We start from the raw sequence: 26,335 nt of genomic DNA, 5'->3' as shown, positions 1-26,335 counted from the left end.
AAACTGAGCACTCGATGCGGGGGTCAGAGGGTGGTGAGGTCGGTGGGGCGGGTGTTGAAGCGCTCGACGCCGTCCGCGGTGACGGCGACGATGTCCTCGATGCGCGCGCCCCAGCGGCCCGTCAGGTAGACACCGGGCTCGATGCTGAACGTCATTCCCGCCTCGAGCGGCAGGTCGTTGCCCTCGACGACGTAGGGCTCCTCGTGCACGTCGAGCCCGATGCCGTGACCGGTGCGGTGGATGAAGTGCTCGGCGAGACCAGCGTCGGCGAGCACCGCTCGCGCAGCCCGGTCGACGTCCTGGCAGGTCACACCCGGACGCACGGCGTCGACCGCGGCCTGCTGGGCGGCCTGCAACGCTGCGTAGGCGGTGGCCACGTCGGGCTCACGGGGTGCGCCCACGGCATACGTCCTCGTGCTGTCGGAGTTGTAGCCCGACGCGAGCGGACCGCCGATGTCGACGACGACGAGGTCGCCCTGCCCGACGACCCGGTCGCTGACGGAGTGGTGCGGGCTCGCGCCGTTCGGGCCGGAGCCGACGATGACGAACTCCGCGATGGCGTGGCCCTCCTCGACGATCGCGGCGGCGATGTCGGCAGCAACCGCGGCCTCGGTGCGCCCCGCCCGCAGCCACTCGCCCACTCGCGCGTGCACGCGGTCGATGCCGGCACCGGCGGCGCGCAGCTCGGCCAGCTCGGCATCGTCCTTGCGCATCCGCAGCTCACGGAGGATCGGCCCGGCGAGCTGCTGGTCGGCCGCTCCGGCATCGCGCAGCCGCAGCAGGTGCAGGGCCGGAAGGAGGTCGCTGACCGCGACCGGGCCGGTCGGCGCTCCCGCGAGCGCCAGGGCGTACGGGTCCTCACCATCGACCCAGGTGCGCACCTCGACGCCGAGGTCGGCGAGCGGCACGTGCCGGAGGCCGGCGTACTCGAGGGCGGGCGAGACGAAGACGGGCGCCACGGCGTCGTCGGAGGGCACGACGAGAGCGGTGAGCCGCTCGAACGACGAGCCGCCGATGCCCGTCAGGTAGCGCAGGTCCGAGCCGGGGGCGACGACGAGCGCGGCGACGCCCGCGCGGTCCGCCTGCTCCCGCAGCCGGTCGAGCCGGGAACGCCTCGTCGTGACGTCGAGGGTGGAGGAGCTCACGGCCATGGGGCGACGCTACCGCCCACCCTGCGGACCCTCCCCCGGGAGGTGGAGCCGGCTGCCTCGGTCGGCTGCCTAGGCTGTGCCCATGGACGGCGGCACGAGCACCCTTCGCTCCCGGGTGACGGCGTGGTTCGGCGTCGACTCCGACTGGGAGCGAGTGCCGGCCGACCCCGACCGCACCCAGCGCACCGACACGGCGGTGGCCCTGGCGCTGATGCTCTCGGGGCTACTGGGCATCGAGCTCATTCGTAGCCTCGACGGCCTCGGAGACCCCCCGGGCCCCGCGTTCCTCCCCCACCTCGCCGTCGTCGCGGGCACCCTCCCGCTGGTGTGGCGCCGCCGCTACCCGCTCGTCGTCGCCGCGGTCTGCTCCCTGCACTTCCTCGTCGTCGGGCTCACCCTGACCGCCGTTGCCATGACGATCTCGATGCAGGTCGTCTACTTCCTCGCCCTCTTCACCGGCGTGGCATGGGCGCGGGACCGGCGGGCGATGCTGGTGGTCGTCAGCGGCGTCGTCGTCGCGATGACGGTGTGGCTCGTCTGGCAGTTCGCCGTCGGCTCTGGCCTCGAAGGGCTCCTCACCGACAACGGCAAGCCACTCCCCCGCCAGGGCCTGTTCTCGCCTCTCGTCGCATACGTCATCTATTCCGCCGTGCTCAACTCGGTCTACTTCGGCGGGGCCATCGTCGGGGGGCAGTTCGCCTGGCGCTCGGCCCTGCAGCGCGACCGTGTCGCAGAGCAGGCGCGCACCATCACCGTCCAGGCGGACGAGCTGCAGCGCCGGGCCGTCGTCGAGGAGCGGCTGCGCATCGCGCGCGAGCTGCACGACGTCGTCGCCCACCACGTATCGGTCATCGGCATCCAGGCCGCCGCTGCCCGCCGGGTGCTGCGTCGCGATCCCGAGGCCGCCGAGGGCGCATTGCGCTCGGTCGAGACCTCGTCGCGCGACGCCGTGTCGCAGATGCGCGGGCTGCTGGGGACGCTGCGCTCGGGCGACGACGAGACGGCCGCGAGCGCCCGTGCGCCCGAGCCCCGGCTGGCCGACGTGCCCTCCCTCGCCGGGCAGTCGGCGGCCGCGGGGCTGGACGTGGAGTGCCGCGTGGTCGAGGACTCGCCCGGGGCGATCGCGACGGTGCCCGACCCGGTCGGCCTTTCGCTCTACCGCACCGTCCAGGAGGCGCTGTCCAACGTACGCCGACACTCGACTGCCTCTGCCGCAACGGTCTTCGTGCGCATCGACCGTCGGCCCGAGCCGGGATTCGCCCACGGCTACGTCGAGGTGGAGGTGCTCGACGCCGGCAGCCCGAGGTCGGGCACGTCGGGCACCGGGCTCGGTCTGCTGGGAGTGCGCGAGCGGCTCTCGACCCACGGCGGCGTCAGTGAGATCGGGCCGCGTGTCACCGGCGGCTACCGCGTGCGGGTGCGCATGCCGCTGCCCGGGGAGCCCTCGTGACGCGCATCCTGCTCGTCGACGACCAGAAGCTGGTCCGCTCGGGTTTCGCCCTCATCCTCTCGGTCGAGCCCGACCTCGAGGTCGTCGGCGAGGCGAGCGACGGCGCGGAGGCGGTGCGACTGACCCGGCAGCTGCGCCCGGACGTCGTGCTCATGGACGTCCAGATGCCGGAGATGGACGGCATCGAGGCGACCCGCCACATCGTGGCCGACGACCTCGCGAAGGTCGTCATCCTCACGACGTTCGACCGCGACGACTACGTCTACGCCGGGCTGTCGGCGGGTGCGAGCGGCTTCCTGCTCAAGAACGCCGACGCCGACCACCTGGTCGAGGCGGTGCGCGCGGTCGCCGACGGCCACGCGCTGCTGGCGCCGGAGGTGACTCGGCGCGTCATCGCGCGGATGACCGCGGGCGCCGAGGCTTCTCGATCGAACGCCAGTGGTGCGTCCCGGCCCGCAGGTGTCACGCACGCTGTGGCCGACCGGCTCGACACGCTGACCCCGCGCGAGCTCGAGGTGCTGGGCCTCGTCGGCCGCGGGCTGTCCAACGCCGAGATCGCCGCGCGCCTCTTCGTCGGCGAGGCCACGGTCAAGACGCACCTGTCGAACGTCTTCAGCAAGCTCCACCTGCGCGACCGGGTTCAGGCGGTCGTGCTGGCCTACGAGGCGGGGCTCATCCTCCCGGGGGAGCCGGAGGGTCACCCGTCCGGCTGATCCTGCGGGGCCGGCCCGTGGCTAGCGTGGACGTCATGACGCAGCAGGACCGGCAGGGCCGGCAGGACCGGCACGACCACGAGGAGCGAGTGACGAGAGCGACATCCACGGGGGCGGGAGTGGCCTCGGCGGACGTCGAGGTGCGCCACCTGACCCGGAGCTTCGGGGACGTGCGCGCCGTGGACGACGTCAGCTTCACCGTCGGTGCCGGCCTGCTCACCGGCTTCGTCGGTGGCAACGGCGCGGGCAAGACGACGACGATGCGCATGGTCATGGGCGTGCTCTCTCCCTCCGGCGGCGAGGTGCTCTGGGACGGCCGGCCCATCACGGCCCTCGACCGGCGCTCCTTCGGCTACATGCCCGAGGAGCGCGGCCTCTACCCCAAGCAACCGGTGCTCGACCAGCTCGTCTACCTCGGCAGGCTGCGCGGCATGGGCGCCGTGGCCGCCCGCCAGTCGGTCACCGCCCACCTCGAGCGCCTCGGGCTCGCCGACCGGGCCCGTGACCACGTCGAGAAGCTGTCGCTCGGCAACCAGCAGCGCGTGCAGATCATCGCCGCCCTGATGGGCCGGCCGTCGGCGCTCGTGCTCGACGAGCCGTTCAGCGGCCTGGACCCGACTGCCGTCGACAACATGGCCGACCTGCTGCGCGAGCACACGGCCCGCGGAGTGCCGGTGCTCTTCTCCTCGCACCAGCTCGACCTCGTGGAGCGTCTCTGCGAGCGCCTCGTCGTGCTGGCTCGTGGCCGCGTGGTCGCGGCGGGCACGCCGGACGACCTGCGCCGCAACTCGGTGCTGCGGCACCGGCTCGTCCTGTCGGGCGACGCGGGCTGGGTGCGTGGCGTCCCGGGCGTCCACGCCGTCGACGTCGAGGGCCACACCGCCCTGCTCGAGGTCGTCGAGCCCGCGGCCGAGCGCCGGCTGCTCGAGGAGGCGCTGCGCCGCGGCGACGTGCACGAGTTCTCCCCCCAGCGGCCGAGCCTGGCCCAGATCTACCGCGAGGTGACGGCATGACCACGACCCAGCACCGTTCGGCGCCCGGCGTGCACGGGACCGGATCTGCCCACGACTCGGCCCGAACCGAGCGGCCCTGGCTCATCGTCGCGCTCCGCGAGATCGTCGTGCGCCTGACCAACCGCGCCTTCCTCGTCTCGACGCTCGTGACGCTCGTGTTCATCGCCGGCTACGGCGCCTTCTCGGTGTGGCAGGCCGGTCGCACGACCACGTGGACCGTCGCCGTCGCCGACAGCGAGGCGACGCGTCTCGTCGGGCAGGCGGCCGCGTCGGCCCGGGCAGAGGACGACAAGGTCGTCATCCAGGCGCGCACGGTGAGTGGCGAGGCGCCCGCTCGCGCAATGGTCGAGGCCGGTGACGCCGACGCCTGGTTGCACCAGAACGCCTCCGGCGGCTGGACGCTCACGTCGTCCGACGAGGCCGACCCGGCCCTGACCGGCCCCCTCGAGACCGCGGTGCGTACCGACGCGCTCACGACCAACGCGGCCGCGGCCGGCACGACCGTCGCGGCCCTCGAGCGTGGGGCGACGCTCTCGACCGACCAGTTCGGCGGCAAGCAGGGCAATGGCGGCTTCGTCAAGGGCGCCACGTTCGCCTTCGCCCTGCTCTTCTTCATGGCGGCGATGATGTTCGGTCAGCAGATCGCCGCCAGCGTGGTCGAGGAGAAGCAGTCGCGCCTCGTCGAGATCCTCGTGACCGCCATCCCGCTGCGCGCCCTGCTCGCAGGCAAGATCGTGGGCAACTCGGTGATCGCGCTGGGGCAGGTGCTCCTTTTCGCGGGGGTGGGGCTCGTCGCGGTCTCGTTCACCGACATGGCCAAGCTGCTGCCGACCCTCTCGACCGCCGTCGTCTGGTTCGTGCTCTTCTTCGCCGTGGGGTTCTTCGCCCTGGCCTGTCTCTTCGCCGTGGCCGGCGCCCTCGCCTCGCGCACCGAGGACCTGCAGTCGACGACGGCACCGATGACGACGATCCTGATGCTCGTCTACGTGCTGAGCTTCGGGCTCGGTGGCACCGCCCTCAAGATCGCCTCGTTCATCCCGGTCGCCTCGGTCGTCTCGATGCCGGGACGCATCCTGGCCGGTGACGCCGCCTGGTGGGAGCCCCCGCTGGCGCTGTTCCTCATGGCCGGGTTCTCGGTGGCAACCATCGTGCTCAGCGAGCGGATCTACCGTCGGTCGCTGTTGCAGACCCGGGGCCGGGTGTCGTGGAAGCAGGCACTCACCGCGCAGGACTGACAGGCTCCGCAGGGGCCGTCATGCCGTCACCGACCGGTCCCAATGCCGCGGCCCCGCGAGACGACCGACGTATGCCGTGGTCTCGGCGGGGGTGCCCACGGCCAGGCACGCCTCGTCGAGTTTCCCGACCAGAGCCGCGGCCTCGACCAGGGCTTCGGTCGCACCACCGAGTCCGATGACCTTGAAGTGGGTGAACGCGTCGGTGAGGAAGTCGCGGGCCGCCGGCTCGTCGGCGAGTGCGGAACCACCTTGGGTGCCCGTGACGATCGCGACCGCGTCGTAGAGCACCGAGGGCGCGCCGGCGATCGCATGCTTCGCGGGGAGCGCCGAGCCGTCCGAGAGGGTCGCGCCGCCGACCTTGATCGCGATGACCTCGACCGTGCCGCCGACCTTCTCGACCGCCCTGGTCAACCGCTTGACGACGGCCACCTCGGCGCCGTCGCCGACCAGCAGACCGAGCTTGCGACCCTCGAACGTGTCCTTGGCGTTGGCCAGGATGCTCAGCGCGGGAGACGGCTCGGTCTCCACGACGGGTGCGGCGGGGTGGGAGGCCGCGGGCAACGGCATACCGAGTCCGTCGGCCACACGAGCGGCCAGGGACTCGTCGGCGTTGCGCAGGTTCGCGAGCATGCGCTCGCGGATGGCCGGGATCTCGCACTTGCCGAGCTCGAAGACGTAGGCGGCGACGATGTGGTCCTGCTCCACGGCGGTCTGGCTGAGCCAGAACTGGCGCCCCTGGCTGTAGTGGTCCTTGAAGGACTCGGCCCGCACTCGCCGGGTCTGACCGTCGACGGGGGCGGGGAAGGGGACGTGACCCTCGGGGCCGGCTTCGCGCGGTCCCCGGTCGCCCCCCGAGAAGGAGTTCGGCTCGTATGCAGCCCTCCCCGGTTGCGTGGACATCTGCATGTGGCCGTCGCGCTGGAAGTGCGCCACAGGGCAGCGGGGTGCGTTGACGGGGAGCTGGGAGAAGTTCGTGCTGCCCAGGCGCTTGAGCTGGGTGTCGAGGTAGGAGAAGTTGCGTCCCTGGAGCAGCGGGTCGTTGCTGAAGTCGATGCCCGGCGGCACGTTCTGGGTCATGAACGCGACCTGCTCGACCTCGGCGAAGACGTTGTCCACCACGCGGTTCAGCGTCATGGTGCCCACGGTCCGGACGGGCACGAGCTCCTCGGGGATGATCTTGGTGGCATCGAGCACGTCGAAGTCGAACTCGTCGGCGAAGGCGTCGTCGAACACCTGGACCCCGAGCTCCCACTGGGGGAAGTCGCCGGCGGTGATGGCGTCGAAGAGGTCGCGCCGGTGGAAGTCGGGGTCAGCCCCGTTGATCTTGACCGCCTCGTTCCACACGACGGACTGCATGCCGAGGACCGGCTTCCAGTGGAACTTCACGAAGCGGCTCTCGCCGGCGGCGTTGACGAGCCGGAAGGTGTGGACACCGAAGCCCTCCATCATCCGGAACGAGCGGGGGATGGCGCGGTCCGACATCTGCCAGAGCGTCATGTGCGTCGCCTCGGGCATGAGGGAGACGAAGTCCCAGAAGGTGTCGTGGGCCGACTGCGCCTGCGGGAAGCCACGGTCCGGCTCCTCCTTGACGGAGTGCACGAGGTCCGGGAACTTCACCGCGTCCTGGATGAAGAAGACCGGGATGTTGTTGCCCACCAGGTCCCAGTTGCCTTCGTCCGTGTAGAACTTCGTCGCGAACCCGCGCACGTCGCGGGCGAGGTCGAACGAGCCGAGGTTGCCGGCGACGGTCGAGAACCGCACGAAGGTCTCGGTCTGCTTGCCGGCCTCCGCGAAGACGCTGGCCCGCGTGATGTCGGCCAGCGACTCGTGGCACTCGAAGACTCCGTGGGCTCCGTAGCCGCGAGCGTGGACGACCCCCTCCGGGATGCGTTCGTGGTCGAAGTGGAAGATCTTCTCGCGGAAGGCGTGGTCGGACAGCAGGGTGGGTCCGCGGTCGCCGGCGCGCAGCGAGTTGTTGTCGTCCTGGACAGGCGCTCCCTGTGCGGTCGTCATCACCGGGGTGTCGGCACCGGCGAGCTGGTGCAGCTCGCCGCCGTTGCCAACCTCCTCGACGGCATCCCTCGCGGCTGCCGCCTTGGCTCGCTGTGCCGGTTTTCTCTTCGTCGCCATGCTGGTGCTCCCTTGTGCGGCTCAGTGCCCGGAAGCGACCACTCCGCGAGCACGCGGACGTCTTCCGGACACTATGTCGCGCCCGGGCATCTCGCCACCCCTGAGGGACAAGGAGACGTCCGGCTCCGAGCCCGTGTGTCAGTTGCCGCGCAGTGAGCGCATGACGCGTGGCAGCTGGTCGACGAGCTCGCTCGCGAGGTAGCCGACCCGACCGAACGTCATCACGAGGTCGTCACCGGCTGCCGCGTGGATGTACTTCGCCCACACCAGCGCCTGCGCCGGCGTCGCCCCACGACTCAGCAGGCCCACGGTGGCACCGGCCACGACGTCGCCGCTGCCCGACGTGCCTAGGCCGGTGTCACCGGTCGTGACCTGCCAGATGCGTCCGTCGGCCACCACGACGGTGCCGCAGCCCACGACGGCGTCGAAGCGACGCGCCACCTCGACCGCGGCGTCGCTGACGTCGTCGCCCTCCAGCTCCTCGCCCTGTGGCGCCTCGCGCTCGAGGAGCTGGGCGAGCTCGCCCGTGTTGGGCGTGAGCACCAGCCGACCTCGCAGGGCACGGCTCGCCTCGCGTGCCACGTCCGGAAGGCTCGCGAGCCCGTAGGCGTCGAGCACGACCGGGGTCCCGGCCGGGACCTCCTGCGCGACCTCCTCGACCAAGCGCACGGCTCCCGCGACGTCGTCGAGACCGGGTCCCACGAGCACCGCATCGGCACGGTCCAGCTCACCTGCCAGTGCCCGGCCGGCCCCCACGCCCGTGACGGAGCCGCGCTCGTCCTCCGCCAGCCCTCGCGCCCCGCACTCGGGCAGGGCCACGGCGACGTGTCGGGCGATGCTGTCGGCCACGGCGACGCTGAGCCGCCCGGCCCCCGTGCGCAAGGCCGCGCGTCCGGCCAGCAGCACCCCGCCCGGCGTCGCCCGCGCACCGCCCACGACCACCGCCTGGCCCCGGCTGTACTTGGTGCCGCTCGGCTCCGGCAGCGGCCAGTCGTGCAGGAGGTGGGGCGTCACCAGACGCGGCGACCGCCGAGTGCCGCCCCGCACGGCCTCGGGCACCTCAGCCACGGCCGGCACCGACCTCGTCGGAGGCGCCGGGCTGGGCCGTCACCGCCACACCGAGCTCTCTCAGGTGCGTGTCGATGTTGTAGTCGTCCACCCTCCACCCGGTGGGTGCCTCCTCGTCACGGCTGAGCCGGCAGATCGCAGCGTTCTTGAGAGGGTCGTTCCGGGACCGGTCGAGGACCGCTTCCTCGCCGAGGCCCTCTGCGACGTAGGTGAACATGAGGATGACGACATCATGGGCGGTGATGAGCACCCGCTCGTGGCGTTCGGTGTTGGCGATGTCGGTGAGCACGCCGCGCACCCGCTGCGCCACATCGGCCCAGGACTCGCCGCCCGGCGGCCGGTAGTAGAACTTGCCGATCCACTCGCGCCGCTCTGCCTCCTCGGGGTACCTCGACCTGATGCCCGGGACGGTGAGCATGTCGGTGATCCCCATGTCGCGGTCGCGGAGGCGCTCGTCGACGCGGACGCGCAGCTCGGTCCCTGCCACCTCGAGTGCGATCTCAGCGCTCTCCCGTGCCCTGCGGTAGGGGCTCGTCCAGACGATTCCCGGCCGTTCCTCCTCGGGGAGCCCGGCGAGCCACCGTCCGACGGCAGCCGCCTGCTGCCGTCCCACCTCGGAGAGCTCCACGTCGGGGTCGCGTGCCGGCACGACGATCCGCTCGAGGCTGTTCCTCGCGGCGGACTCTGCGGCCAGGTTGCCCTCGGACTGGCCGTGGCGAACGAGGATGAGATGGCTCGCAGTCATGTCACGAGGTTATTGCGGATTCGCCGGTGCGCCTCAATCCTGCCGTCGACGAGCCGCGCACTCGCGCCGAGCCTGCGGCCCGAAATGCACCCAATGCCAGGTTTGTCCGAGCCGCCTGTGCCCTCCTTACGACGTGCCGACGCACTCCAGACCGATCCTTGCCGACTCCTGACCAAGAAACGCAGCGGGCGCCTCTGGATCGGCCTAGCGTTGAGGGGCCCGGTGAGTGCTGGGTCATGAAGGACGTCGCGGCGGTCGCTCCCTCCGTTCGCGACGAGCGGGCCCCGGCCGCCGGATGCGTCGGGGCCTGCTCATGTCCGGCCTCATGTCGGCCGGGTCAGGAGGCCGTTCGCACCGGCACCGGCTGGGGCGGCGGAGGTCCGACGTAGCGCGCCGCAGGCCGGATGATCTTCGGGTCGCGGCTCTGCTCGAGCACGTTCGCGGTCCACCCGACCACGCGGGCCACGCAGAAGGTCGGTGTGAACATCGACGGGTCGAGACCGGCGAGCCGCATCACCACGCCGGCATAGAACTCGACGTTCGCGTGCAGCTCGCGGCCCGGCTTGAGCTCGGCGAGCGCGGCCTCGACGGCGTCCTCGACGCCGACGGCGAGGTCGACGAGCGGGTCGTCCCAGCCGCGGGCGATGGCCTTGAGCATCTCGGAGCGTGGGTCGCGGGTGCGGTAGACGGCGTGACCGAAGCCCATGATGCGGTCGCCCGCTCCGACGTGGCGGCGCACCCACGCGTCGGCCCGGTCGAGGGTTCCGATCTCGTCGAGCGCCTCCAGGGCACGGCTCGGAGCGCCGCCGTGCTTCGGACCCGAGAACGACCCGATGGCGCCGACGAGACAGGCCGCCAGGTCGGCGCCTGTGCTCGCGATGACTCGCGCCGTGAACGTCGAGGCGTTGAAGCCGTGGTCCATCGTCGCGACGAGGTACTGCTCGACGGCCCGGACGTCGCGCGCCGAGGGCCGCTCGCCGCTCACCATCCGCAGGTAGTCCTCGGCGTGCCCGAGGGACGGATCGGCAGGGACGGGTTCGAGGCCGTGGTGCAGGCGGTGCGCAGCAGCCAGGATGCTCGGCGTGACCGCAGCCGCGGCCATGGCAGCGGCCGTCCTCTCGTCCTCGCCGCTGTCGTAGAGGGTGCGGAGGCCGGCCACCCCACCCCATGCCGACAGGGCCGTGCGCAGCACCTGGAGCGAGTCGTTCGTCGTGGCGCAGAGCGCCGGCAGCAGCTCGGCCAGGCCGGCTGGCATGACACGCAGACGCCCGATCTGCGCCCGAAAGGCGCTCAGCTCGTGGTCCGTCGGCAGGTGGCCGTGGAAGAGGAGGTGCCAGGCCTCCTCGAGGCCGACCTGCGCGGCGAGCTCGACCGCGGAGTACTGCCGGTAGTGGAAGAAGCCCTCGTCGCCGCGGACGTCGCCGAGCTTGGTGTCGGTGACGACGACCTTGGCGAGTCCCCTCGGGACGGTGATGAAGTCGGTGGTGGTGGACATGGTGTGCTCCTCTCGGGTTCACTCGTCACTGTCAGACATGTTGATCAACATCGTCAATGTTGATCGCATCAACCATTGACCGCATCAACCCGGAGGCCCCGTGATGTCGACAACCGACCCCGTCGGCCCGTGGATCACGACCACCGAGGCCGCGCAGCGGCTCGGTGTCAAGCGGGCGACGCTCTACGCGTACGTCAGCCGTGGGGTGCTCCGCAGCGAGCGGCGTCCCGGGCAGCAGGAGAGCCTCTTCGAGCGTGCGCAGATCGACGCGATGGCATCGGCGACGAGGGCTCCCGGCAGCCCGCCGCCCGTGCTGCGCTTCCGCAGCATCGCGACGGCGGTGAGCAGCCAGGTCGACGGCGACCTCCACTACCGCGGCACCCCGTTGGGCGAGGTCGTTGCACTCGGGTCGTTCGACGAGGCCGCATCGATCGTCCTCGGTTCGTCTGCAGCACAACCGTTTTCGCGCGAGACCCCCCTGCCGTCCTTCGACCTGGGCGCGCTCCCGCTCGAACGACGTATGCCGGTCGCCGTCCAGCTGCTCGCGGCCGCCGATCCGTTCGCCTCCGACGCCGACCCCGGGCGCGTATGCCGCTCCGCCCTGTCGACGGTGCGCGACGCCGTGACGCTCGTCGCTGGGCGTACGACGCCCCCCGCGCCGTCCGCCGACCTCGCCCCGCTCGCGCTCGAGGCTCTCGGCGGGACCCCGACGGCCGGGGCCGACGTGGCCGTGCTCCGCGTCCTGCTGATCGCCCTGCTCGACCACGGCCTGACCGCCTCCACCGTCGCGGCGCGGGTCGCGGCGTCGACCCGCGCGGGTCTGCACGACTGTCTGTCGGCGTCCTATGCCGCAATGGCCGGTCCCCTCCACGGCGCCGCGCCCGTGGCCGCCCACGCGCTGCTCGCCGAGGGCGACGACCCCACCGGGCTGGTGGCGCAGTCACTCCGCCGGCACGGAAACGTGCCGGGCTTCGGCCACTTCCTCTACCCGGACGGCGACCCCCGCGCCGACGTCGTGCTCGGGGCGCTGTGGCGTCGACGGGGCACCACCCGGCTGCGACGCCGGGTGGAGGCGGTGGCGCACGTCGTGGCCGAGCGCACCGGGCACCTGCCGAACATCGACCTGGCGAGCGCCGCGGTGCTGCACGCGCTGCGCCTGCCGGCCCAGTCGGGCGAGGTCGTCTTCCAGATGGCACGCTCGGTCGGCGTCGCGGCCCATGTCGTCGAGGAGTACGCCGAGGAGCCGTTGCGCTGGAGAGGTCGCGACCCGCAGGGGTGAGCGACCAGGGCCGGCGGCTAGCCCTGTGGGTCGCGGACGAGCTGGTCGAAGACGTGCCGCCGCACCCAGGCGTGCATCGCCACGGCCGCCGCGGCACCGGCGTTGATCGAGCGCGTCGACCCGAACTGCTCGATGTGCAGCACCGCCTCGCACTCGGCGCGCATGGGTTCGGAGAGGCCCGGGCCCTCCTGCCCGAACACGAGCACGCAGCCGCGCGGCAGGTCGTAGGTCTCGAGCGGCACCGAGCCCGGCAGGTTGTCCACGCCCAGCAGCACGAGGCCGTGCGCCCGGGCGAAGTCCGCGAGCGCCGCGGCGTCGGCGTGGTGGTGCTCGTGCTGGTAGCGGTCGGTGACCATCGCCCCGCGTCGGTTCCATCGCCTCCTGCCGACGATGTGGAAGGCCGCTGCGCCCATCGCGTTGGCCGTGCGGATGACCGACCCGATGTTGAAGTCATGGCCCCAGTTCTCGACGGCGACGTGGAAGTCGTGCCGTTTCGTGTCGAGGTCGGCGACGATCGCCTCGTGGCGCCAGTAGCGGTAGGCGTCCACGACGTTGCGCCGATCGCCCAGCTCGAGCAGCTCGGGGTCCCAGTGGTCGCCCGAGGGCCACGGCCCGACCCAGGGGCCGACACCGATCTCGTGCATGACGGATCCTCCGGAGGGCGGGGCGGCGGGACCTGCCGAGTCTACGAAGGCGTCGGTCAGGAGGAGGACGGCGCCACCCGTTCCACGACCCCGTCGTCGTGGCCGGGCCGGTGCGGCCCTCCTCCTGCGCTCCCACAGCCATCGTCGGTCGGCCGACCTGCAGAAGGAAGGCACGGCAGCGCATCGATACGCCTTCGAGACCCGCCCGAGACCGGGCCGCAGCCGCCGTGACCCTCAGGTGCGCAACAGCCACGATTCAGGCGATGCACGGCAGAGCCCGTACCCTGTGACGCATGTACGCACTCGCTGCCCTGCCGGCCGCCGCACCGGCCCTCGGGCCCAGGTGGATGGACCCCCTCTACCTTCTGGACCAGTACCAGGGGGCCTTCTTCGTGATCGCTCTGCTCATCATCTTCATCGAGTGCGGACTCCTCTTCCCGATCCTCCCTGGCGACTCGCTGCTCTTCGCGATCGGGCTGTTCATCGCCACCGACAAGATCGACCTCAATCTCGGGGTGGCCATGGCGGCCCTCTTCGCCGCGGCGTTCCTCGGCAACGTCGTCGGCTACGAGATCGGACGGGCCGTCGGGCGACCGCTCTACAAACGGCAGGGCCGATTCATCAACACGGCCAACTTCGACAAGACCAACGCGTTCTTCGACCGGTACGGCAACCGGGCCCTCGTGCTCGGACGATTCGTCCCGATCGTGCGCACCTTCATCACCGTCGTGGCCGGCATCGGACGCATGGAGCGCCGTCGGTTCTTCGCGTGGAGCGCCGTCGGCGCCGTCGCCTGGGTCGTGGGGGTGACGCTCCTCGGCTTCTTCCTCGGTCAGGCGTTCCCGGGCCTGACCAAGAACATCGAGTACGCCATCCTGGCCATCGTCCTCGTGTCGCTGCTGCCGATGGGTTACGAGTTCCTCAAGCACCGCCGTGAGGCCAAGGCGGTCGCCACCGAGGTGGGCGAGGCGGCGAGCGACCTCACCGACCGCGCCCCGAAGTCCGACCACAGGCCCTGACGACGGCCCGTTCCGGCGAAGTCCGGACGCCCCGTCGTCACCGGAGCACACTGGGTGCGAGGGGCTGGGCGGACGGAGGCGTCATGGACACGGAGACCGTGGGCTCGCAGGCTCCCGCGACCGATCTCAGCGGGATGTACCACCGCAGCGTGCAGTGGTGGGCGCGACAGGTGTCGGCCGTCGCCGACGACCAGTGGGACCTGCCGACCCCGTGCAGCGAGTGGAGCGTGCGCGACCTCGTCAACCACGTCGTCGGCGAGGACCTGTGGACCTCGCCCCTCATGCGTGGGCACACCATCGCCGACGTCGGCAGTCGGCTCGACGGCGACCTGCTCGGCGACGACCCACGGGCCACGGCGGCCTCGGCCGCCACGGAGGCGCAGGGGATCGTCGACGAGACGCTGCACACCCACGGCAGCGTCCAGCTGTCCTACGGCGAGGAGTCGATGGACGAGTACGTGCGCCAGCTGCTGGCCGACCACCTCGTGCACGGGTGGGACCTCGCGGTCGCGACCGGCCGCGAGCGCAACCTCGACCCCGACCTGCTCTCGTCGGTGGCGGCCTGGTTCGACGCCACTGAGGAGGCCTACCGCTCCGGTGGGGCGATCGCGGCGCGCGGCGAGCTGACCGGCGACCCGCAGGCCGACCTGCTCGCCCGCTTCGGCCGCGACGCCGACTGGGGTCCGAACCACGCCGGCTTCGCCCGGTTCAACGCGGCGTTCGGCCGGGGTGACGTCGACGCGATCATGGCCTGCATGACCGAGGACTGCGTCTTCGAGGCGACGGGCCCGGCACCCGACGGCCAGCGGCACGAAGGAGCCAAAGCCGTGCGCGCGGTCTGGGAGCGGCTGTTCGGCAGCACGCCCGACCCGCGCTTCACCGAGGAGGAGTCGTTCGTCACGGGCAACCGGGCCGTGCTGCGTTGGCGGTTCGACTGGGGTGGCGACAACCCCGGGCACGTACGCGGCATCGACGCCATGCGCCTGCGTGACGGAAAGGTCTGCGAGAAGCTCTCGTACGTCAAGGGCTGACCTGTTCGCGCCCGCTGAGCGAGGCGCGGCCGACGCTCAGGCGCCGGGCGTGGTCGGCGGGTTCGGCTGCGGCACGTTCGAGTCGGTGGTCGGGTCGGGCTGTCCCGCGCCGGGGGCCTGCGCCTGCGGCAGCGCGCCCGGCGCGGCGCCGGGTGCGGTCGACGGGCCACCGACCGCGCCGGGCTGGGTCGACGGGGACACGGCCGGCGCGCCGCCCGACGGGGCGTTGTCACCGAACGAGATGCTCGGCACGACCGCCTCGGTGGCGGGCGTCTCGAAGTACTCGGCCCGCTTCACGCCCGCCATGTTGGCGACGATGTTGGACGGCACCGACTCGACCTTGGTGTTGAGCTCGCGCACGAGGGCGTTGTAGTAGCGGCGCGAGCTGGCGATGCGGTCCTCGGTGCTCGTCAGCTCGGACTGCAGCGCGAGGAAGTTCTGGTTGGCCTTGAGGTCGGGGTAGGCCTCGGCGACGGCCATCAGCCGACCGAGCGCCTGGCTCAGCTGACCCTCGGCCTGGGCCGCGGCGGCAGGCGTCGACGCGCCGGACATCGCGGCGGACCGGGCCTGCATGACCTCCTCGAGGGTGCCGCGCTCGTGGGAGGCGTAGCCCTTGACCGTCTCGACGAGGTTGGGGATGAGGTCGTGGCGGCGCTTCAGCTCGACGTCGATCTGCCGCCAGCCCTCCTCGACCTTGTTGCGCAGGCCGATGAGGCCGTTGTACATCACGACGCCCACGACGGCGAGGAGCACGACGAGGCCGAGCAGGATCCAGACGATGATCATGGGTTCTCCCCTGAAGAGGCGGTCAGTGAGTCGGCTGTGCCGATCCTAGTCCGGGCGGGTGCGCGCGCACCGTGGTCCGGGCCGGGCCGGACCGGTCCGCGGGTGCGCACTCGGTCACCTGGTGAGCGAACCGGTCCCTTCGTACGGGTTGCACCACGTACGAGGGGACCGGGCGCAGACCAACGGACCGGGCGCTGCCTGTCGGCCGGCCGCCGTAGCGTGGTCGCATGACGACGCTGCGCTTCACGGCCGAGCTCTGGAGGTGGGAGGCGCAGACCGGCTGGTTCTTCGTGACCGTCGAGCGCGACGCCTCGGCCCGCATCCGTGAGGTGCCGCGGGCGCCACGTGGCTTCGGCTCGGTGCGGGTGCGCGCGACGGTCGGTGGCACCACGTGGACGACGTCGGTCTTTCCCGACGCGACCCGGGGCGCCTACGTGCTGCCCGTCAAGAAGGCGGTGCGCCGAGCAGAGGGCCTCGACGAGGGTGACCCGGCCGAGGTCGTGCTCGAGGTGCTCGAGTGACCCGGCCGGCAAGCGGTCGAGCGGGCCCGGCCCGCAACCGTGTGACGCCCCTGGGTGACATCGTCGCGGCGCCGGGGCGCGGCTCCCTCATGGGCAACCGCGGCCGGCTGCACGACGGCTCGGGCACCCGCGACGTTCGCCGGCACCACGTCGGGCGGGCGTGGATCACGTGCGTGCTCGACTTCCGCGGCCGCCGGGCCGCCCAGTGGCACCCGCACCACTACACGCCGCTCTTCTTCCTCGACGAGCCGCTCGCGCTCGCCGCGGGCCACCGCCCCTGCGCCGAGTGCCGACGGGCCGAGTTCAACCGTTTCCGCGACCTCGTCGCGCGCGCCGACGGTCGTGACCCCCTCTCGGCCCCCGACCTCGACCGGCTGCTCCACGACGAGCGCTGGGACCCGGCGACGCGCACCCGGCGGCTGCACGCGTACGCGTGGAGCGACGTGCCCGACGGCACCTTCGTCGTCGTCGAGGCGCCACACCCGCAGCCCGCGCTCGTCGTCGGCGACCTGCTACGCCTGTGGCAGCCCGACAACACGTATGCCGTGCTCCCCGTGGCGCGGCCCACCCGGGGCACCGCCTCGGTCGTCACTCCCCCGTCGAGCCTCGCGGCGCTGCGGGCCGGCTACGCCAGCCCGAGCTCCCCGAGCGAGAACGCGTAGCGGTACTCCACCCCGGCCTCGGCGGTGATCTTCTCACCGGCCCCGGTGGCACGGTCGGCGATCGTCGCCACCGCGACGACCTCGGCGCCGTCCTCGCGCGCGGCCTCGACGGCGGCCAGCGGCGAGGCGCCGGTCGTGGTGGTGTCCTCGACGACGAGCACCTGCCGGCCCTTGATCGACGGGCCCTCGATGCGCTGCTGGAGGCCGTGGGCCTTGCCTGCCTTGCGCACGACGAAGGCGTCGAGGCGCTCGCCGGCAGCCGCAGCCGCGTGCAGCATCGAGGTCGCCACCGGGTCGGCCCCGAGCGTGAGGCCACCGACGGCGGCATACGTGAGGTCCTTGGTCAGCTCACGCATGACGACACCGACGAGCGGCGCGGCCTCGGCGTCGAGCGAGATGCGGCGCAGGTCGACGTAGTAGTCGGCCTCCTTGCCGGAGCTGAGGGTGACGCGTCCGTGGACGATCGCCTTGTCCTTGATGATCTCGAGCAGGCGGGCGCGGGCAGCGGCGACGTCGGTCGTGTTCGTTGCGGTCACGCCCCCGATGCTAGTGCGACGGGTCGGCGGACGGACCCGGCGTCCGGGGGCGGGCCTGCTGGGAGCGGGCCCGCTGCGCCGCCATCTGCGCGTCGAACTCGGCACGCCAGGCGTCGCTGACGGCAATGCCCTTGCGGCGGGCCTCCTCGGTCGACAGCTCGACCGGGAACCCGTAGGTGTCGTGCAGCACGAAGAGCTCGGCGCCGGTCACACCCGACTCCCGGTAGTCCTCGAGGTGGCTGATGCCACGGTGCAGGGTGCGACGGAAGGCGCGCTCCTCGCGCGACAGGATCGCGACGACGTCGTCGACGCGCTCGGCCACCTCGGGGTAGGCACGCTCGTAGACCGTCGCGACGGTCGGCACGAGCAGCAGCGCGAGATCATGCTCGAGTCCGAGGTCGAGGGCGAAGCGCACGGCCCGGCGCACCAGCCGCCGCAACACGTAGCCGTGCGTCTTGTTGCCCGGCCGCACGCCGTCGACCGCGAGGAACGCTGCGCCGCAGAGGTGGTCGGCGATGACGCGCATCGCCATGGTCTCGTCGGCGTACGCCTTACCGGTCAGCTCCTGGAGCCGCTCGACGAGGGGCCACAGCAGGCTGATGCGGAAGATGTCGCTCGTGTCGGCAGCGGCGGCCGCGATGCGCGAGAGGCCGCCGCCGTAGTCGACGTTGCGGCGCGGCAACGGCGCGAAGCCGGACTCCGTGCGGATGTACTCCATGAAGACGGAGTTGCCGAGCTCGATGAACCGGCCGCAGTCGCAGTTGTGGTGGCAGTGCTGGCCGTAGGCAGGGTCGTGCTGCACGTCGGGGAAGAGGTAGAAGACCTCGGAGTCGGGGCCGCCCGGCTCGCCCACGGGCATGTCCTCCGGCCCACCTTCTCGGCACCACCAGTTCTTCTTGCCGTAGAAGGCGATTCGCGCACCGCCGGTGCCGATCTGCGCCGCCCGCTCCTCAGTGTCGAGCTCGACCCGGTCTGCCGTGAGCCCCGCCTCGGTGAGGAGGCGCGCCCAGATGGCGGCCGACTCGTCGTCCTTGGGTATGCCGTTCGCCGCGTCGCCGATGAAGCACGACACGTAGAGACGGCCGGGGTCGAGCCCGACCCGCTCGGTGAGGAAGTGCCAGAACTGGGGGATCTGCTCTGCCTTGAAGTAGTCGCCGAGGCTCCAGTTGCCGAGCATCTCGAAGAACGTCGTGTGACGGTTGTCGCCGACCTCCTCGATGTCCTGCACCCGCAGGCAGGTCTGGCTGTCGGCGAGCCGGGTCCCCGCCGGGTGGTCGGCGCCCAGCAGGTAGGGCAGCAACGGCTGCATCCCGCTGCCGATGAAGAGCGTCGTCGGGTCGCCCTCCGGCACGAGCGTGGCGCGGGGCAGCACGACGTGCCCGCCCTCGACCATGACCTCGAGAAAGGCGTCGCGGATCTCGTCGGCGTCCATCGGGCGGCGACCCGTCATGGCCGTGACCCCTTGTCGCCGCCGAGACCGGCGCGGGCGAGGTCGCGCAGCGTCGCGCCGGGCAGGTAGGCGGAGGTGAGGGCGAGGCCGATGCGCGGCAGGGCGGCCTCGTCGGCGAAGACGAGGTGGAGCGGCTCGTGGCGCGGCTGGAACTTGCGCTTGAAGCTCTCGAGGGACCGGAAGCCGTAGAGCGGCTCGAGGGCCTCGCCGAGCTGGTCGAGGAGGCGCTCGAGGGCGGCCCGCTCGCTCGTGCCGTCGCCGGAGTGGGCCAGCGGCGCTCCCGAGAGGGAGACCAGGGAGGCGCCGGCCTCCTTGAACGAGAGGCAGGCGCTCGCGATGAGGAACTCGGTGACCGGCCGGAAGCCCTCGGGCAGCCGTCGCATCATGTCGAGCGTCCAGCCGCGGATCTCGCCACCGGGAGCGTGCACGGGCAGCCAGGACGTGACTCCGTGCACGGTGTGGTCGCCGTCGACCGCGAGCCCGACCACCGTGGCGGGGTCGAGCGCCTCGTCGACTCCGCCGAGGGTGAAGCCCATCTCGGGCAGCCCCTTGTCGGACACCCACAGCTCGGAGATGGCGCGCACCTGCGTCACGACGCCCCGGGGCATCTCGGCCAGGCGGCCCTCACGGTAGGTGATGCCCTCCTTGGTGGCCCGGTTGAGCGCCGTGCGAACGTCCTGCCACGGCTTGCCCCGGAACTCGAGCGTCGCGAGGTCGATGACCGCCTCCTCGGCGACGGGGACCACGCGACGACCGTGCGCCCGTCCCCACTGCGCCACCTCGCGCGAGACGGAGAAGAAGCAGACCTTGTGGCCGTGCGTCTCCTGCTCGTCGACGAAGGCCTGCAGGGCCTGGGCCCGGGTCGCCGGGTCGGCTGCGACCGGGTCACCCAGTGCGACGGCCATGCCGCGGTGCACCTGGAAGGCGACGTAGCCGGCGGGGCGTCCCGAGGCGTCGCGCAGGACGTGCCAGTGGTTGTCGGGCCACGTCCCCATCCACGCCGTCGTCGTGCCGCCGTGCTGCTCGAGCAGCGCGACCGCCGTGTCGCGGTCGCTCGCGCCGGCAGCGAGGGTGGCGCGACGATGCCGCGCCGACCGCGCCTGGAACGCCGACCGGCCAGCGACGAGCACGGCGAGCTGGACGAGCGAGAGCAGCGCCGCGACGGCCAGCTCGGGCACCGACGAGACGACCTGCCCGCTCGGGTCGAGCTGGTCGGGCGCCGCGACCTCCAGACCCAGGACGAGCAGTCCGGCGACGACGGCGATCGTGGTGAGACCGCAGGCGACCTGCCAGGTGCGGCGGGAGCCCCTGCTGAGCCCCCACGCGAGGGCGACCGAGATCGCCGCGTTGACCCAGACGGTCGCGGCGTCGGAGTCGTCGGTGGTGGCCCCGAGCGGGCCGTTGGAGGGCGTGAAGTAGAGGACGGCGTTGATCGCCGCCGACACGACGAAGATCGTCGAAGAGACCACCCTCCACTCGTGCCGGGTGAGCCGCAGCGGTCGCAACCGGGGCCGGGAGCCGAGCAGGAACGGGCCGAGGGCCAGCCCGAACGCGATCGCCAGGAAGTGCTCGACGTCCCACAGCAGTCCGATGTAGAGCAGGGCGATGCCGCCGTAGAGCCCGAGGACGAGCCGAAGCCGGCCGCGCCAGGGCGGGGTGAGGGTGGCCGACGCCGCCGCCACGGCACCGAGGGCCCCGGCGCTGAGGCCGACGTCGAGGGTCTTGGAGAGGCGCTGGGCCCAGTCCCAGCCGACGGTGCGGAAGGCGAGCAGGAAGAGGGAGGCCCCCAGCACCCCGACCAGGTGGCAGCCGATGGCCGCCACGACGGTGCGTCGCGTGCCGAGCCGCCACTCGGACCAGCCGAGGAGCACGAGGGCGCCGCCGGCGACGGGAAGGTACTGCGCCGGCACCAGCGCGAAGAAGGCGCCGGTGACGGGTGTCCAGACGCGGCCCTGCTCGAGCGCCGGCAGCCCGTAGGCGACGGCCTGGAACAGCGACCGGTCCTGCAACGACTGCCAGAGCGACGACGTGAGCACGCCGAGCACGAGCATGGTCCCGACGGCGACGACGGTGAACGGCACGCGTCGGGCGATGTCGGCCACGGACCTGCGTCCCGCGGCGGTGGGCGCCTGCTGCACTGCCATGCCGCCCCTTCGATGGTCGCGATGCCGCCCGGTCACCCAAGGCTAGCGAGCAGAAGCCTGCCTCCGGGGCGCTCTGAGGCCGCGCCTCAGCAACGGTCGAGGCAGCACTCGCAGCAGCCCGACCGCCGTCTTGTACTGCCAGCCCGGCACCGAGACGACGCGACCCTTCGCGACGTCGGCGAGGCAGTCGCCGACGAGCCTCGAGGCGTCGAGCCAGATGAAGTCGGGACCCAGCTTGCTGATGCCGGCCCGCTGCTGGAACTCGGTGTTGGTGAACCCCGGGCAGAGCGCGGTGGCAGTCACACCGGTGCCGGCCAGCTCGACGGCCAGCCCCTCGGTGAACACGGTGGCCCACGACTTCGCGGCGGAGTACGTGCCCGACGCGATGTAGCCGGCGACCGAGGAGACGTTGACGATCGCGCCGTGCCCACGCTCGACCATGCCCATGGCGCCCGCGTGCGAGAGCACCAGCACCGCGCGTGTGAGTACGTCGAAGGCGGCCTCCTCGACGGCGACGGTGTTGCGCAGGAAGCGCCGTTTGAGGCCGTAGCCGGCGTTGTTGACGAGCAGGTCGACCGGACGACCCGGGTCGGCAAGGCGGTCGGCGACGCGCTGGAGGGCGCCGCGGTCGGACAGGTCGGCCGGCAGCACCTCGACCTCGACGGCGTGGTCACGGCGCAGGTCGGTGGCGAGGGCCTCGAGCCTGGCGGCGTCCCGAGCGACAAGCACCAGGTCGTGCTGCGTGGCCCCGAGCTGGCGCGCGAACTCACGGCCGATTCCGGCGCTGGCCCCTGTCACGAGGGCCGTGGGTCGTGTGCGGGTGGTCGTCGTCGGGTCGGCAGGCATGCGGCTCACCCTAGGCACACCGCGTCGGCAGGGCGGTCTAGGGTGGCCGACTGTGCGAATCGCCACCTGGAACGTCAACTCCATCCGCTCCCGCATCGACCGGGTCGCCGCCTGGCTGGAGCGAACCGACGTCGACGTGCTCGCGATCCAGGAGACCAAGGCCCGCGCGGACCAGTTCCCTCTCGACCGTTTCGAGGCCCTCGGCTACGAGGTGGCCCACCACGGCCTGAGCCAGTGGAACGGTGTCGCCATCGCCTCGCGGGTGGGCATCGACGACGTACGCGTGGGCTTCGACGGGATGCCCGGCTGGGGTGAGCCCGTTGGGCCCGAGGCCCGTGCCATCGGGGCCGTCTGTGGTGGCGTACGCGTGTGGTCGCTCTACATCCCCAACGGCCGCGCGCTCGACGACCCGCACCTCGACTACAAGCTCGGCTGGCTCGACGCGCTCGCCGCCGCCGGCCGCACCTGGCTGGCCGACGACCCCGACGCGCAGGTCGCCCTGCTCGGCGACTGGAACATCGCGCCGACCGACGCCGACGTCTGGAGCGTGCCCTACTACGAGGGCCGGACCCACACGTCACCGCGCGAGCGCGCAGCGTTCCAGGCCGTCGTCGACGCCGGGTACAGCGACGTGGTGCGTCCCCACACCAGCGAGCCCGGCACCTTCACCTACTGGGACTACACCCAGCTGCGCTTCCAGAAGCGGCAGGGCATGCGGATCGACTTCGCTCTCTGCTCCCCCGCCCTCGCCGGCCGGGTCGTCGGGGCGGCCATCGACCGTGAGGAGCGCAAGGGCAAGGGCGCGTCCGACCACGCGCCGGTCGTCTTCGAGGTCGAGGAGGGTCGGGCGTGAGGCGCCACGACCTCCGCGGCATCGTCACCCCCGACGGAGCAGTGCTGTCGGTCCACTGCTGGGCCGACCCGGACCTCGCGCCCGACGCGCCGACGGTGGTGCTGGCGCACGGCTGGGCCGTCAACCACGAGAGCTGGCTCCCGGTCGTCGAGGCGCTCGCCGACGAGCCGGCGCGGGTCGTGGCCTGGGACCAGCGCGGGCACGGCCGCTCCACGATCGGGCTGCGTCGCGCCGAGATCGCGTCGGTGTCGGTGGAGCACACCGGCCGCGACCTCGACGTCGTGCTCCGTGCCGTCGTGCCCCCTGCCTCCCCCGTGGTCCTCGCCGGGCACTCGATGGGCGGCATGACGGTCATGGCCCTCGCCGAGCAGCGCCCCGACCTCTTCGGGTCCCGCGTGAGGGCCGCGCTCCTCGTCGGCACCGCGTCCTCGGGCGTCGCCCTCGGCGAGCGCGTCGGCGAGGCGGCCGTCATGCGGCTCGCAGCCCGCGGGATGCCCCTGCCGCCCGGCGGTCAGGGTCGCATCCGGGCGCTCGTGGGCGGCCTCTTCGGTGAGGACCCCGACCCGACGGCGGTCGAGGCGGCTCGCGCGCAGGTCGCCTCGACGAAGCTCGCGACCTTCGGCGCGTTCTACGGAGCGCTGCTCGTCACCGACCAGCAGGCCGGCTTCGCCGCCCTCACGCGGGTCCGGGTCGGGATCATCGCCGGACGGCTCGACCCGCTCATGCCGGTGGCGCGGGCACGGGCCCTGCGCGTCGCCCTGCCGCACGCGACCTTCACCGAGCTGCCCACGGCCGGCCACATGCTGCCGTGGGAGGCGACCGACGTCGTCGCCGACGAGGTGCGTGAGCTGCTCGCCGAGGTCCAGGCCCGGCGCGCCACCGTCTGAGCTCCACGGCCTGAGCTCCGCCGCGTGAGCTCCACCGCTCGAGCCCAGGGCACGAGCCCCAGGGCGCACGATGGGGCCGCGTTCGCGAGCCGGCAGACGCGCAGGACGCTCCGGTCAGAGACCGACGAAGCGGGGACTGTCGACGTCGCGCAGTGCCTCGCGGTGATCGCGGCGGCGCACCCCGAGCGTGAGGGCGACCGCCGCGCCGGCGAGGGCGGCCAGGGCGCCGCCGAGGAAGACCGTCTGCACCTGGACCACGCCGGCGCCGATGAGGGCGTCGGTGTCGAGCGGGTCGGGGAGCCGCCGCACGGCGTCGTAGTAGCGGCTGAGGCCGATGGAGGTGAGCAGGGCCAGGCCGACGACCATGCCGACCATGCGGGCCACGACGACGAGCGAGCTCGCCACCCCGTGCGCGTGGGCCGGCGAGTCGGCCAGGGCTGCGTTGTTGACGGGCGCCAGGGCCAGCCCCATGCCGAAGCCGACGACGACGAGCACCACGGTGGCGGGCAGGGTGTCACCGACCGAGTCGAGGGTCCACCGCGACATCACGAGCATGCCGCCGCCCGCGAGCAGGAGCCCGGCGGCGGAGGCGGAGCCGTCGCCGAGCCGGTGCAGCGACCAGCCGCCGAGCAGCGCCCCGACCGGGACCGCGAGCAGGAACCGGACGAGGACGAGGGCGGCGCCGGTCTCGTCGTAGCTGTCGGTGAGGCGGGCCAGCAGCGGCACGTCGACCACGACGGCGACGAGGGCGGCGCCGACGAGGAGGCTGACCGCGAGGGAGCGCAGGCCACGCCCCCCGACGATGCCCCGGGGCACGATGGGGTCCGCGGCCGTGCGGTGCCACCACGCGAGGACGACGAGAGCGAGAGCCCCCAGCGGCAGCAGGGTGTAGCCGAGCGGGCCGACGACCTCCTTCTCGGGGTCGGACGACGCGAACGTCAGCACGAGGCTGCCCAGCGCGACGGCGACGAGCAGCGCCCCGAAGAGGTCGGCCCGGCGCAACACCGCCCACCAGCGCGGCGCGGTCAGGACGGCCACGACGACGAGCAGCCCGAGACCGGTGACCCCGATCGGCGTCAGCACCCGCGACTGGCCCGCGAACGGGACGAACGGACCGCCGAGGGCGACGTCGGTGACGAGTGACTCGGGCGCCGCGAGCGCCAGCCCGGTCACGCCGAGACCGAGCACTGCCAGCACCGCGGCCACCGCAGTGCGGGCCCGTGCGAGCCCACCCCGGGCCCGAGCAGGCCCCTCCTCTACGGCCCCGGGCGAGTGCCCACGTGCCCCGAGGAGGTGGATGACGGCATACAGGATGAGGGCGGCGGCGACGTTGAGCCAGAAGATCGCCCGCCATCCGGACCACGCGAGCACGATCGCGCCGAGCACGGGCCCTAGCACCGAGCCGAGCTCCTGCACGGCACCCACGACCCCGAGCGGGGTGCCGCGCCTGTCGGGGGGCCACAGGTCGGCCACGAGCGCGAGCGTGGCGGGCACGAGCCCTCCGCCCCCGATGCCCTGGAGCACGCGCCCGGTCACGAGTACCGGCATCTCGACCGCGAGCGCGGTGACCGCCGAGCCGAGCACGAACACGACGAGACACCCGAGCAGGATGCGGCGACGGTCGAGCAGGTCGGAGAGCCGGCCGATGAGGGGCAGCACCGCGATGTAGCCGAGCAGGAAGCCGGAGATGATCGGCGTCGCACGCTGGAGGGCGTCGATGCCGATGCCCACCCCGGCCATCATGTCGGTCAGCGCGAGGACGACGACGTAGGTGTCGGCCGCGGCGAGGGCCACGGCCGCGGCAGCGGCCGAGAGGAGGGCGAGCCGGTGGGTGCCGGCGGGCTGCGTCACCGCGTCAGGGCTTGGTGATCGTGACGGGCTGGCCGTACTGGTCGAGCGTGAGGGTGTAGGTCGACGACGAGCCGGCGCCGAAGAACGGGCCCGCGATCGCGACCTGGCGCAGCTCCTGGGAGTCGGTGAGGCCGTAGGTTGCCGTGAACGACCCGCTGCTGTCGCCGATGAGGAAGAGGTCGGTCACGGCCTTGCCCGGCACCGTGCCCTTGATCGTCGTCAGCACCTCGGAGCCCTGGCGCACCTGCGCGCCGGCCGTGGGCGCGCTGGTGGCGGTGAGCAGGGTGGTGAGGCCCTTGTCGGTGGAGAAGAGCACCGCGGGGTCGGGCAGGTTGAACTGTTTGGGGTCGATCTCGTTGGTGCCGGGGATGAGCGGCAGCTTCGCGTAGACCTTGCCGTCGACCGAGGTGATGTCGGCGTCGGCCTGGATGCCCTTGAGCGTCACCTTGAAGGTGCCCTTGAACGCCGGCGGGTGCTTGCCCCAGCCGTCGGCCGACACGACGCCGCTCGCGCCCTGCGGCACGTTGGCGCTGGCGAGCTTGAGGTGCACGGAGGTCGCGGCGTCGACCTTGGCCTTGGCGGCCGCGAGTCGCTGGGCCGGCGAGAGCTGGGTCTGCCCCGGCGCCGCGTCGCCGCCGTTGCTCGAGCAGGACGCCACGGTGACGGCGCACAGCGCCGAGAGGACGGCGGCGGCGAGCTTTCCCGTGGAGCGCATGGGGGTCAGGCTAACCGAGCGCGCCGTCCTGTTCTCGGACCGCCAGGCGAATGTGGGTATGGCTAGGGTCGGGGACGTTCACGGCGGGAGAACCCCGCCCCTTGACGAAGG

At 72.4% G+C, this 26,335-nt stretch carries 24 protein-coding genes; 11 read left to right on the top strand and 13 right to left on the bottom strand.

Annotated elements, in window-relative coordinates:
• Positions 1 to 23 precede the first annotated feature (23 nt).
• The gene (locus tag AB4091_RS21440; protein WP_442294850.1) at positions 24 to 1,151 is read right to left on the bottom strand and encodes a M24 family metallopeptidase; all 1,128 of its coding nucleotides are present in this window, start codon (positions 1,149 to 1,151) and stop codon (positions 24 to 26) included.
• An 82-nt stretch (positions 1,152 to 1,233) separates the two neighbouring features.
• Between AB4091_RS21440 and AB4091_RS21435 the strand changes: the two genes are divergently transcribed.
• From AB4091_RS21435 to AB4091_RS21420, 4 genes are read left to right on the top strand one after another with little or no spacing between them, the layout of a single operon-like run.
• Entirely contained in the window at positions 1,234 to 2,601 is a 1,368-nt protein-coding gene (locus tag AB4091_RS21435) for a sensor histidine kinase (protein ID WP_442294848.1), read from the top strand.
• Complete coding sequence (locus AB4091_RS21430) at positions 2,598 to 3,314, top strand: response regulator (RefSeq protein ID WP_442294846.1); 717 nt, start codon at positions 2,598 to 2,600, stop codon at positions 3,312 to 3,314. The genes AB4091_RS21435 and AB4091_RS21430 overlap by 4 nt, the downstream gene beginning before the upstream one ends.
• 35 nt (positions 3,315 to 3,349) lie before the next feature.
• Positions 3,350 to 4,327 carry an ABC transporter ATP-binding protein gene (locus AB4091_RS21425; protein WP_442294844.1) on the top strand — a complete coding sequence of 326 codons (978 nt, stop codon included), beginning with the start codon at positions 3,350 to 3,352 and terminating at the stop codon, positions 4,325 to 4,327.
• Positions 4,324 to 5,562: an ABC transporter permease gene (locus AB4091_RS21420; protein WP_442294842.1), complete on the top strand. Its 1,239-nt coding sequence runs from the start codon at positions 4,324 to 4,326 to the stop codon at positions 5,560 to 5,562. The genes AB4091_RS21425 and AB4091_RS21420 overlap by 4 nt, the downstream gene beginning before the upstream one ends.
• Before the next feature lie 18 nt (positions 5,563 to 5,580).
• Here AB4091_RS21420 and AB4091_RS21415 read toward each other — a convergent pair whose 3' ends face one another.
• The 4 genes from AB4091_RS21415 to AB4091_RS21400 all read right to left on the bottom strand — a co-directional run bounded on the left by AB4091_RS21415 (position 5,581) and on the right by AB4091_RS21400 (position 11,000).
• Entirely contained in the window at positions 5,581 to 7,692 is a 2,112-nt protein-coding gene (locus AB4091_RS21415) for a catalase (protein WP_442294840.1), read from the bottom strand.
• A 138-nt stretch (positions 7,693 to 7,830) separates the two neighbouring features.
• Positions 7,831 to 8,760, bottom strand: coding sequence for an NAD(P)H-hydrate dehydratase (locus AB4091_RS21410; protein ID WP_442294838.1), 930 nt, complete (start codon positions 8,758 to 8,760; stop codon positions 7,831 to 7,833).
• A complete protein-coding gene (locus AB4091_RS21405) occupies positions 8,753 to 9,505 on the bottom strand; it encodes a histidine phosphatase family protein (protein ID WP_442294836.1) in 753 nt (250 codons plus the stop codon). The genes AB4091_RS21410 and AB4091_RS21405 overlap by 8 nt, the downstream gene beginning before the upstream one ends.
• Positions 9,506 to 9,842: 337 nt before the next feature.
• Positions 9,843 to 11,000 carry a citrate/2-methylcitrate synthase gene (locus AB4091_RS21400; RefSeq protein WP_442294834.1) on the bottom strand — a complete coding sequence of 386 codons (1,158 nt, stop codon included), beginning with the start codon at positions 10,998 to 11,000 and terminating at the stop codon, positions 9,843 to 9,845.
• A gap of 103 nt (positions 11,001 to 11,103) precedes the next feature.
• Between AB4091_RS21400 and AB4091_RS21395 the strand changes: the two genes are divergently transcribed.
• Positions 11,104 to 12,279 (top strand): citrate synthase, encoded by a 1,176-nt coding sequence (locus AB4091_RS21395; protein ID WP_442294872.1) that lies wholly within the window; start codon positions 11,104 to 11,106, stop codon positions 12,277 to 12,279.
• Positions 12,280 to 12,296: 17 nt separating this feature from the next.
• Here AB4091_RS21395 and AB4091_RS21390 read toward each other — a convergent pair whose 3' ends face one another.
• Positions 12,297 to 12,923, bottom strand: a complete 627-nt coding sequence (locus AB4091_RS21390; RefSeq protein ID WP_442294832.1) for a TrmH family RNA methyltransferase — start codon at positions 12,921 to 12,923, stop codon at positions 12,297 to 12,299.
• Positions 12,924 to 13,216: 293 nt separating this feature from the next.
• Here AB4091_RS21390 and AB4091_RS21385 point away from each other — a divergent pair, with 293 nt between their 5' ends.
• Both AB4091_RS21385 and AB4091_RS21380 read left to right on the top strand, forming a co-directional pair.
• Positions 13,217 to 13,942: a DedA family protein gene (locus AB4091_RS21385; RefSeq protein WP_442294830.1), complete on the top strand. Its 726-nt coding sequence runs from the start codon at positions 13,217 to 13,219 to the stop codon at positions 13,940 to 13,942.
• Positions 13,943 to 14,025: 83 nt separating this feature from the next.
• A complete protein-coding gene (locus AB4091_RS21380) occupies positions 14,026 to 14,973 on the top strand; it encodes a TIGR03086 family metal-binding protein (protein WP_442294828.1) in 948 nt (315 codons plus the stop codon).
• Positions 14,974 to 15,009: 36 nt separating this feature from the next.
• Here AB4091_RS21380 and AB4091_RS21375 read toward each other — a convergent pair whose 3' ends face one another.
• Positions 15,010 to 15,759: a LemA family protein gene (locus AB4091_RS21375; RefSeq protein ID WP_442294826.1), complete on the bottom strand. Its 750-nt coding sequence runs from the start codon at positions 15,757 to 15,759 to the stop codon at positions 15,010 to 15,012.
• Positions 15,760 to 15,986: 227 nt separating this feature from the next.
• Here AB4091_RS21375 and AB4091_RS21370 point away from each other — a divergent pair, with 227 nt between their 5' ends.
• Positions 15,987 to 16,280, top strand: a complete 294-nt coding sequence (locus tag AB4091_RS21370; protein WP_442294824.1) for a DUF1905 domain-containing protein — start codon at positions 15,987 to 15,989, stop codon at positions 16,278 to 16,280.
• Positions 16,277 to 16,942: a hypothetical protein gene (locus tag AB4091_RS21365; protein ID WP_442294822.1), complete on the top strand. Its 666-nt coding sequence runs from the start codon at positions 16,277 to 16,279 to the stop codon at positions 16,940 to 16,942. Before AB4091_RS21370 ends, AB4091_RS21365 begins: the two co-directional genes overlap by 4 nt.
• Here AB4091_RS21365 and pyrE read toward each other — a convergent pair.
• The 4 genes from pyrE to AB4091_RS21345 are packed head-to-tail and all read right to left on the bottom strand — an operon-like array spanning position 16,906 to position 21,918.
• Positions 16,906 to 17,487, bottom strand: a complete 582-nt coding sequence (pyrE, locus tag AB4091_RS21360) for an orotate phosphoribosyltransferase (RefSeq protein WP_442294870.1) — start codon at positions 17,485 to 17,487, stop codon at positions 16,906 to 16,908. The two genes, AB4091_RS21365 and pyrE, sit on opposite strands and share 37 nt — an antisense overlap.
• Before the next feature lies 1 nt (position 17,488).
• Positions 17,489 to 18,928, bottom strand: coding sequence for an alanine--tRNA ligase-related protein (locus tag AB4091_RS21355; protein ID WP_442294820.1), 1,440 nt, complete (start codon positions 18,926 to 18,928; stop codon positions 17,489 to 17,491).
• The gene (locus AB4091_RS21350; protein ID WP_442294818.1) at positions 18,925 to 21,072 is read right to left on the bottom strand and encodes a bifunctional lysylphosphatidylglycerol flippase/synthetase MprF; all 2,148 of its coding nucleotides are present in this window, start codon (positions 21,070 to 21,072) and stop codon (positions 18,925 to 18,927) included. The genes AB4091_RS21355 and AB4091_RS21350 overlap by 4 nt, the downstream gene beginning before the upstream one ends.
• A 42-nt stretch (positions 21,073 to 21,114) precedes the next feature.
• Positions 21,115 to 21,918, bottom strand: a complete 804-nt coding sequence (locus AB4091_RS21345; protein ID WP_442294816.1) for an SDR family NAD(P)-dependent oxidoreductase — start codon at positions 21,916 to 21,918, stop codon at positions 21,115 to 21,117.
• 52 nt (positions 21,919 to 21,970) lie between these two features.
• Between AB4091_RS21345 and AB4091_RS21340 the strand changes: the two genes are divergently transcribed.
• Complete coding sequence (locus tag AB4091_RS21340; RefSeq protein WP_442294814.1) at positions 21,971 to 22,771, top strand: exodeoxyribonuclease III; 801 nt, start codon at positions 21,971 to 21,973, stop codon at positions 22,769 to 22,771.
• Entirely contained in the window at positions 22,768 to 23,658 is an 891-nt protein-coding gene (locus AB4091_RS21335) for an alpha/beta fold hydrolase (RefSeq protein WP_442294812.1), read from the top strand. The genes AB4091_RS21340 and AB4091_RS21335 overlap by 4 nt, the downstream gene beginning before the upstream one ends.
• A gap of 114 nt (positions 23,659 to 23,772) precedes the next feature.
• Here the strand turns inward: AB4091_RS21335 and AB4091_RS21330 are convergent, their stop codons facing one another.
• Positions 23,773 to 25,509 (bottom strand): MFS transporter, encoded by a 1,737-nt coding sequence (locus AB4091_RS21330; protein WP_442294810.1) that lies wholly within the window; start codon positions 25,507 to 25,509, stop codon positions 23,773 to 23,775.
• A gap of 4 nt (positions 25,510 to 25,513) precedes the next feature.
• Positions 25,514 to 26,224, bottom strand: a complete 711-nt coding sequence (locus AB4091_RS21325; RefSeq protein ID WP_442294808.1) for an LppX_LprAFG lipoprotein — start codon at positions 26,222 to 26,224, stop codon at positions 25,514 to 25,516.
• Positions 26,225 to 26,335: the final 111 nt, after the last annotated feature.

The organism is Terrabacter sp. 2RAF25 (genome assembly GCF_052115265.1).
GTDB lineage: Bacteria > Actinomycetota > Actinomycetes > Actinomycetales > Dermatophilaceae > Terrabacter.
This window is presented reverse-complemented; position numbering and strand designations above follow the sequence as displayed.

Bases quoted from the DNA above. Each gene is read 5' to 3' on its own strand.
- AB4091_RS21355 (WP_442294820.1), bottom strand. From the start codon at position 18,928: ATGACGGGTCGCCGCCCGATGGACGCCGACGAGATCCGCGACGCCTTT.
- AB4091_RS21420 (WP_442294842.1), top strand. From the start codon at position 4,324: ATGACCACGACCCAGCACCGTTCGGCGCCCGGCGTGCACGGGACCGGA.
- AB4091_RS21385 (WP_442294830.1), top strand. From the start codon at position 13,217: ATGTACGCACTCGCTGCCCTGCCGGCCGCCGCACCGGCCCTCGGGCCC.
- AB4091_RS21400 (WP_442294834.1), bottom strand. From the start codon at position 11,000: ATGTCCACCACCACCGACTTCATCACCGTCCCGAGGGGACTCGCCAAG.
- AB4091_RS21405 (WP_442294836.1), bottom strand. From the start codon at position 9,505: ATGACTGCGAGCCATCTCATCCTCGTTCGCCACGGCCAGTCCGAGGGC.
- AB4091_RS21425 (WP_442294844.1), top strand. From the start codon at position 3,350: ATGACGCAGCAGGACCGGCAGGGCCGGCAGGACCGGCACGACCACGAG.
- AB4091_RS21370 (WP_442294824.1), top strand. From the start codon at position 15,987: ATGACGACGCTGCGCTTCACGGCCGAGCTCTGGAGGTGGGAGGCGCAG.
- AB4091_RS21395 (WP_442294872.1), top strand. From the start codon at position 11,104: ATGTCGACAACCGACCCCGTCGGCCCGTGGATCACGACCACCGAGGCC.
- AB4091_RS21440 (WP_442294850.1), bottom strand. From the start codon at position 1,151: ATGGCCGTGAGCTCCTCCACCCTCGACGTCACGACGAGGCGTTCCCGG.
- AB4091_RS21415 (WP_442294840.1), bottom strand. From the start codon at position 7,692: ATGGCGACGAAGAGAAAACCGGCACAGCGAGCCAAGGCGGCAGCCGCG.
- AB4091_RS21435 (WP_442294848.1), top strand. From the start codon at position 1,234: ATGGACGGCGGCACGAGCACCCTTCGCTCCCGGGTGACGGCGTGGTTC.
- AB4091_RS21325 (WP_442294808.1), bottom strand. From the start codon at position 26,224: ATGCGCTCCACGGGAAAGCTCGCCGCCGCCGTCCTCTCGGCGCTGTGC.
- AB4091_RS21375 (WP_442294826.1), bottom strand. From the start codon at position 15,759: ATGATCATCGTCTGGATCCTGCTCGGCCTCGTCGTGCTCCTCGCCGTC.
- AB4091_RS21380 (WP_442294828.1), top strand. From the start codon at position 14,026: ATGGACACGGAGACCGTGGGCTCGCAGGCTCCCGCGACCGATCTCAGC.
- AB4091_RS21345 (WP_442294816.1), bottom strand. From the start codon at position 21,918: ATGCCTGCCGACCCGACGACGACCACCCGCACACGACCCACGGCCCTC.
- AB4091_RS21390 (WP_442294832.1), bottom strand. From the start codon at position 12,923: ATGCACGAGATCGGTGTCGGCCCCTGGGTCGGGCCGTGGCCCTCGGGC.
- AB4091_RS21350 (WP_442294818.1), bottom strand. From the start codon at position 21,072: ATGGCAGTGCAGCAGGCGCCCACCGCCGCGGGACGCAGGTCCGTGGCC.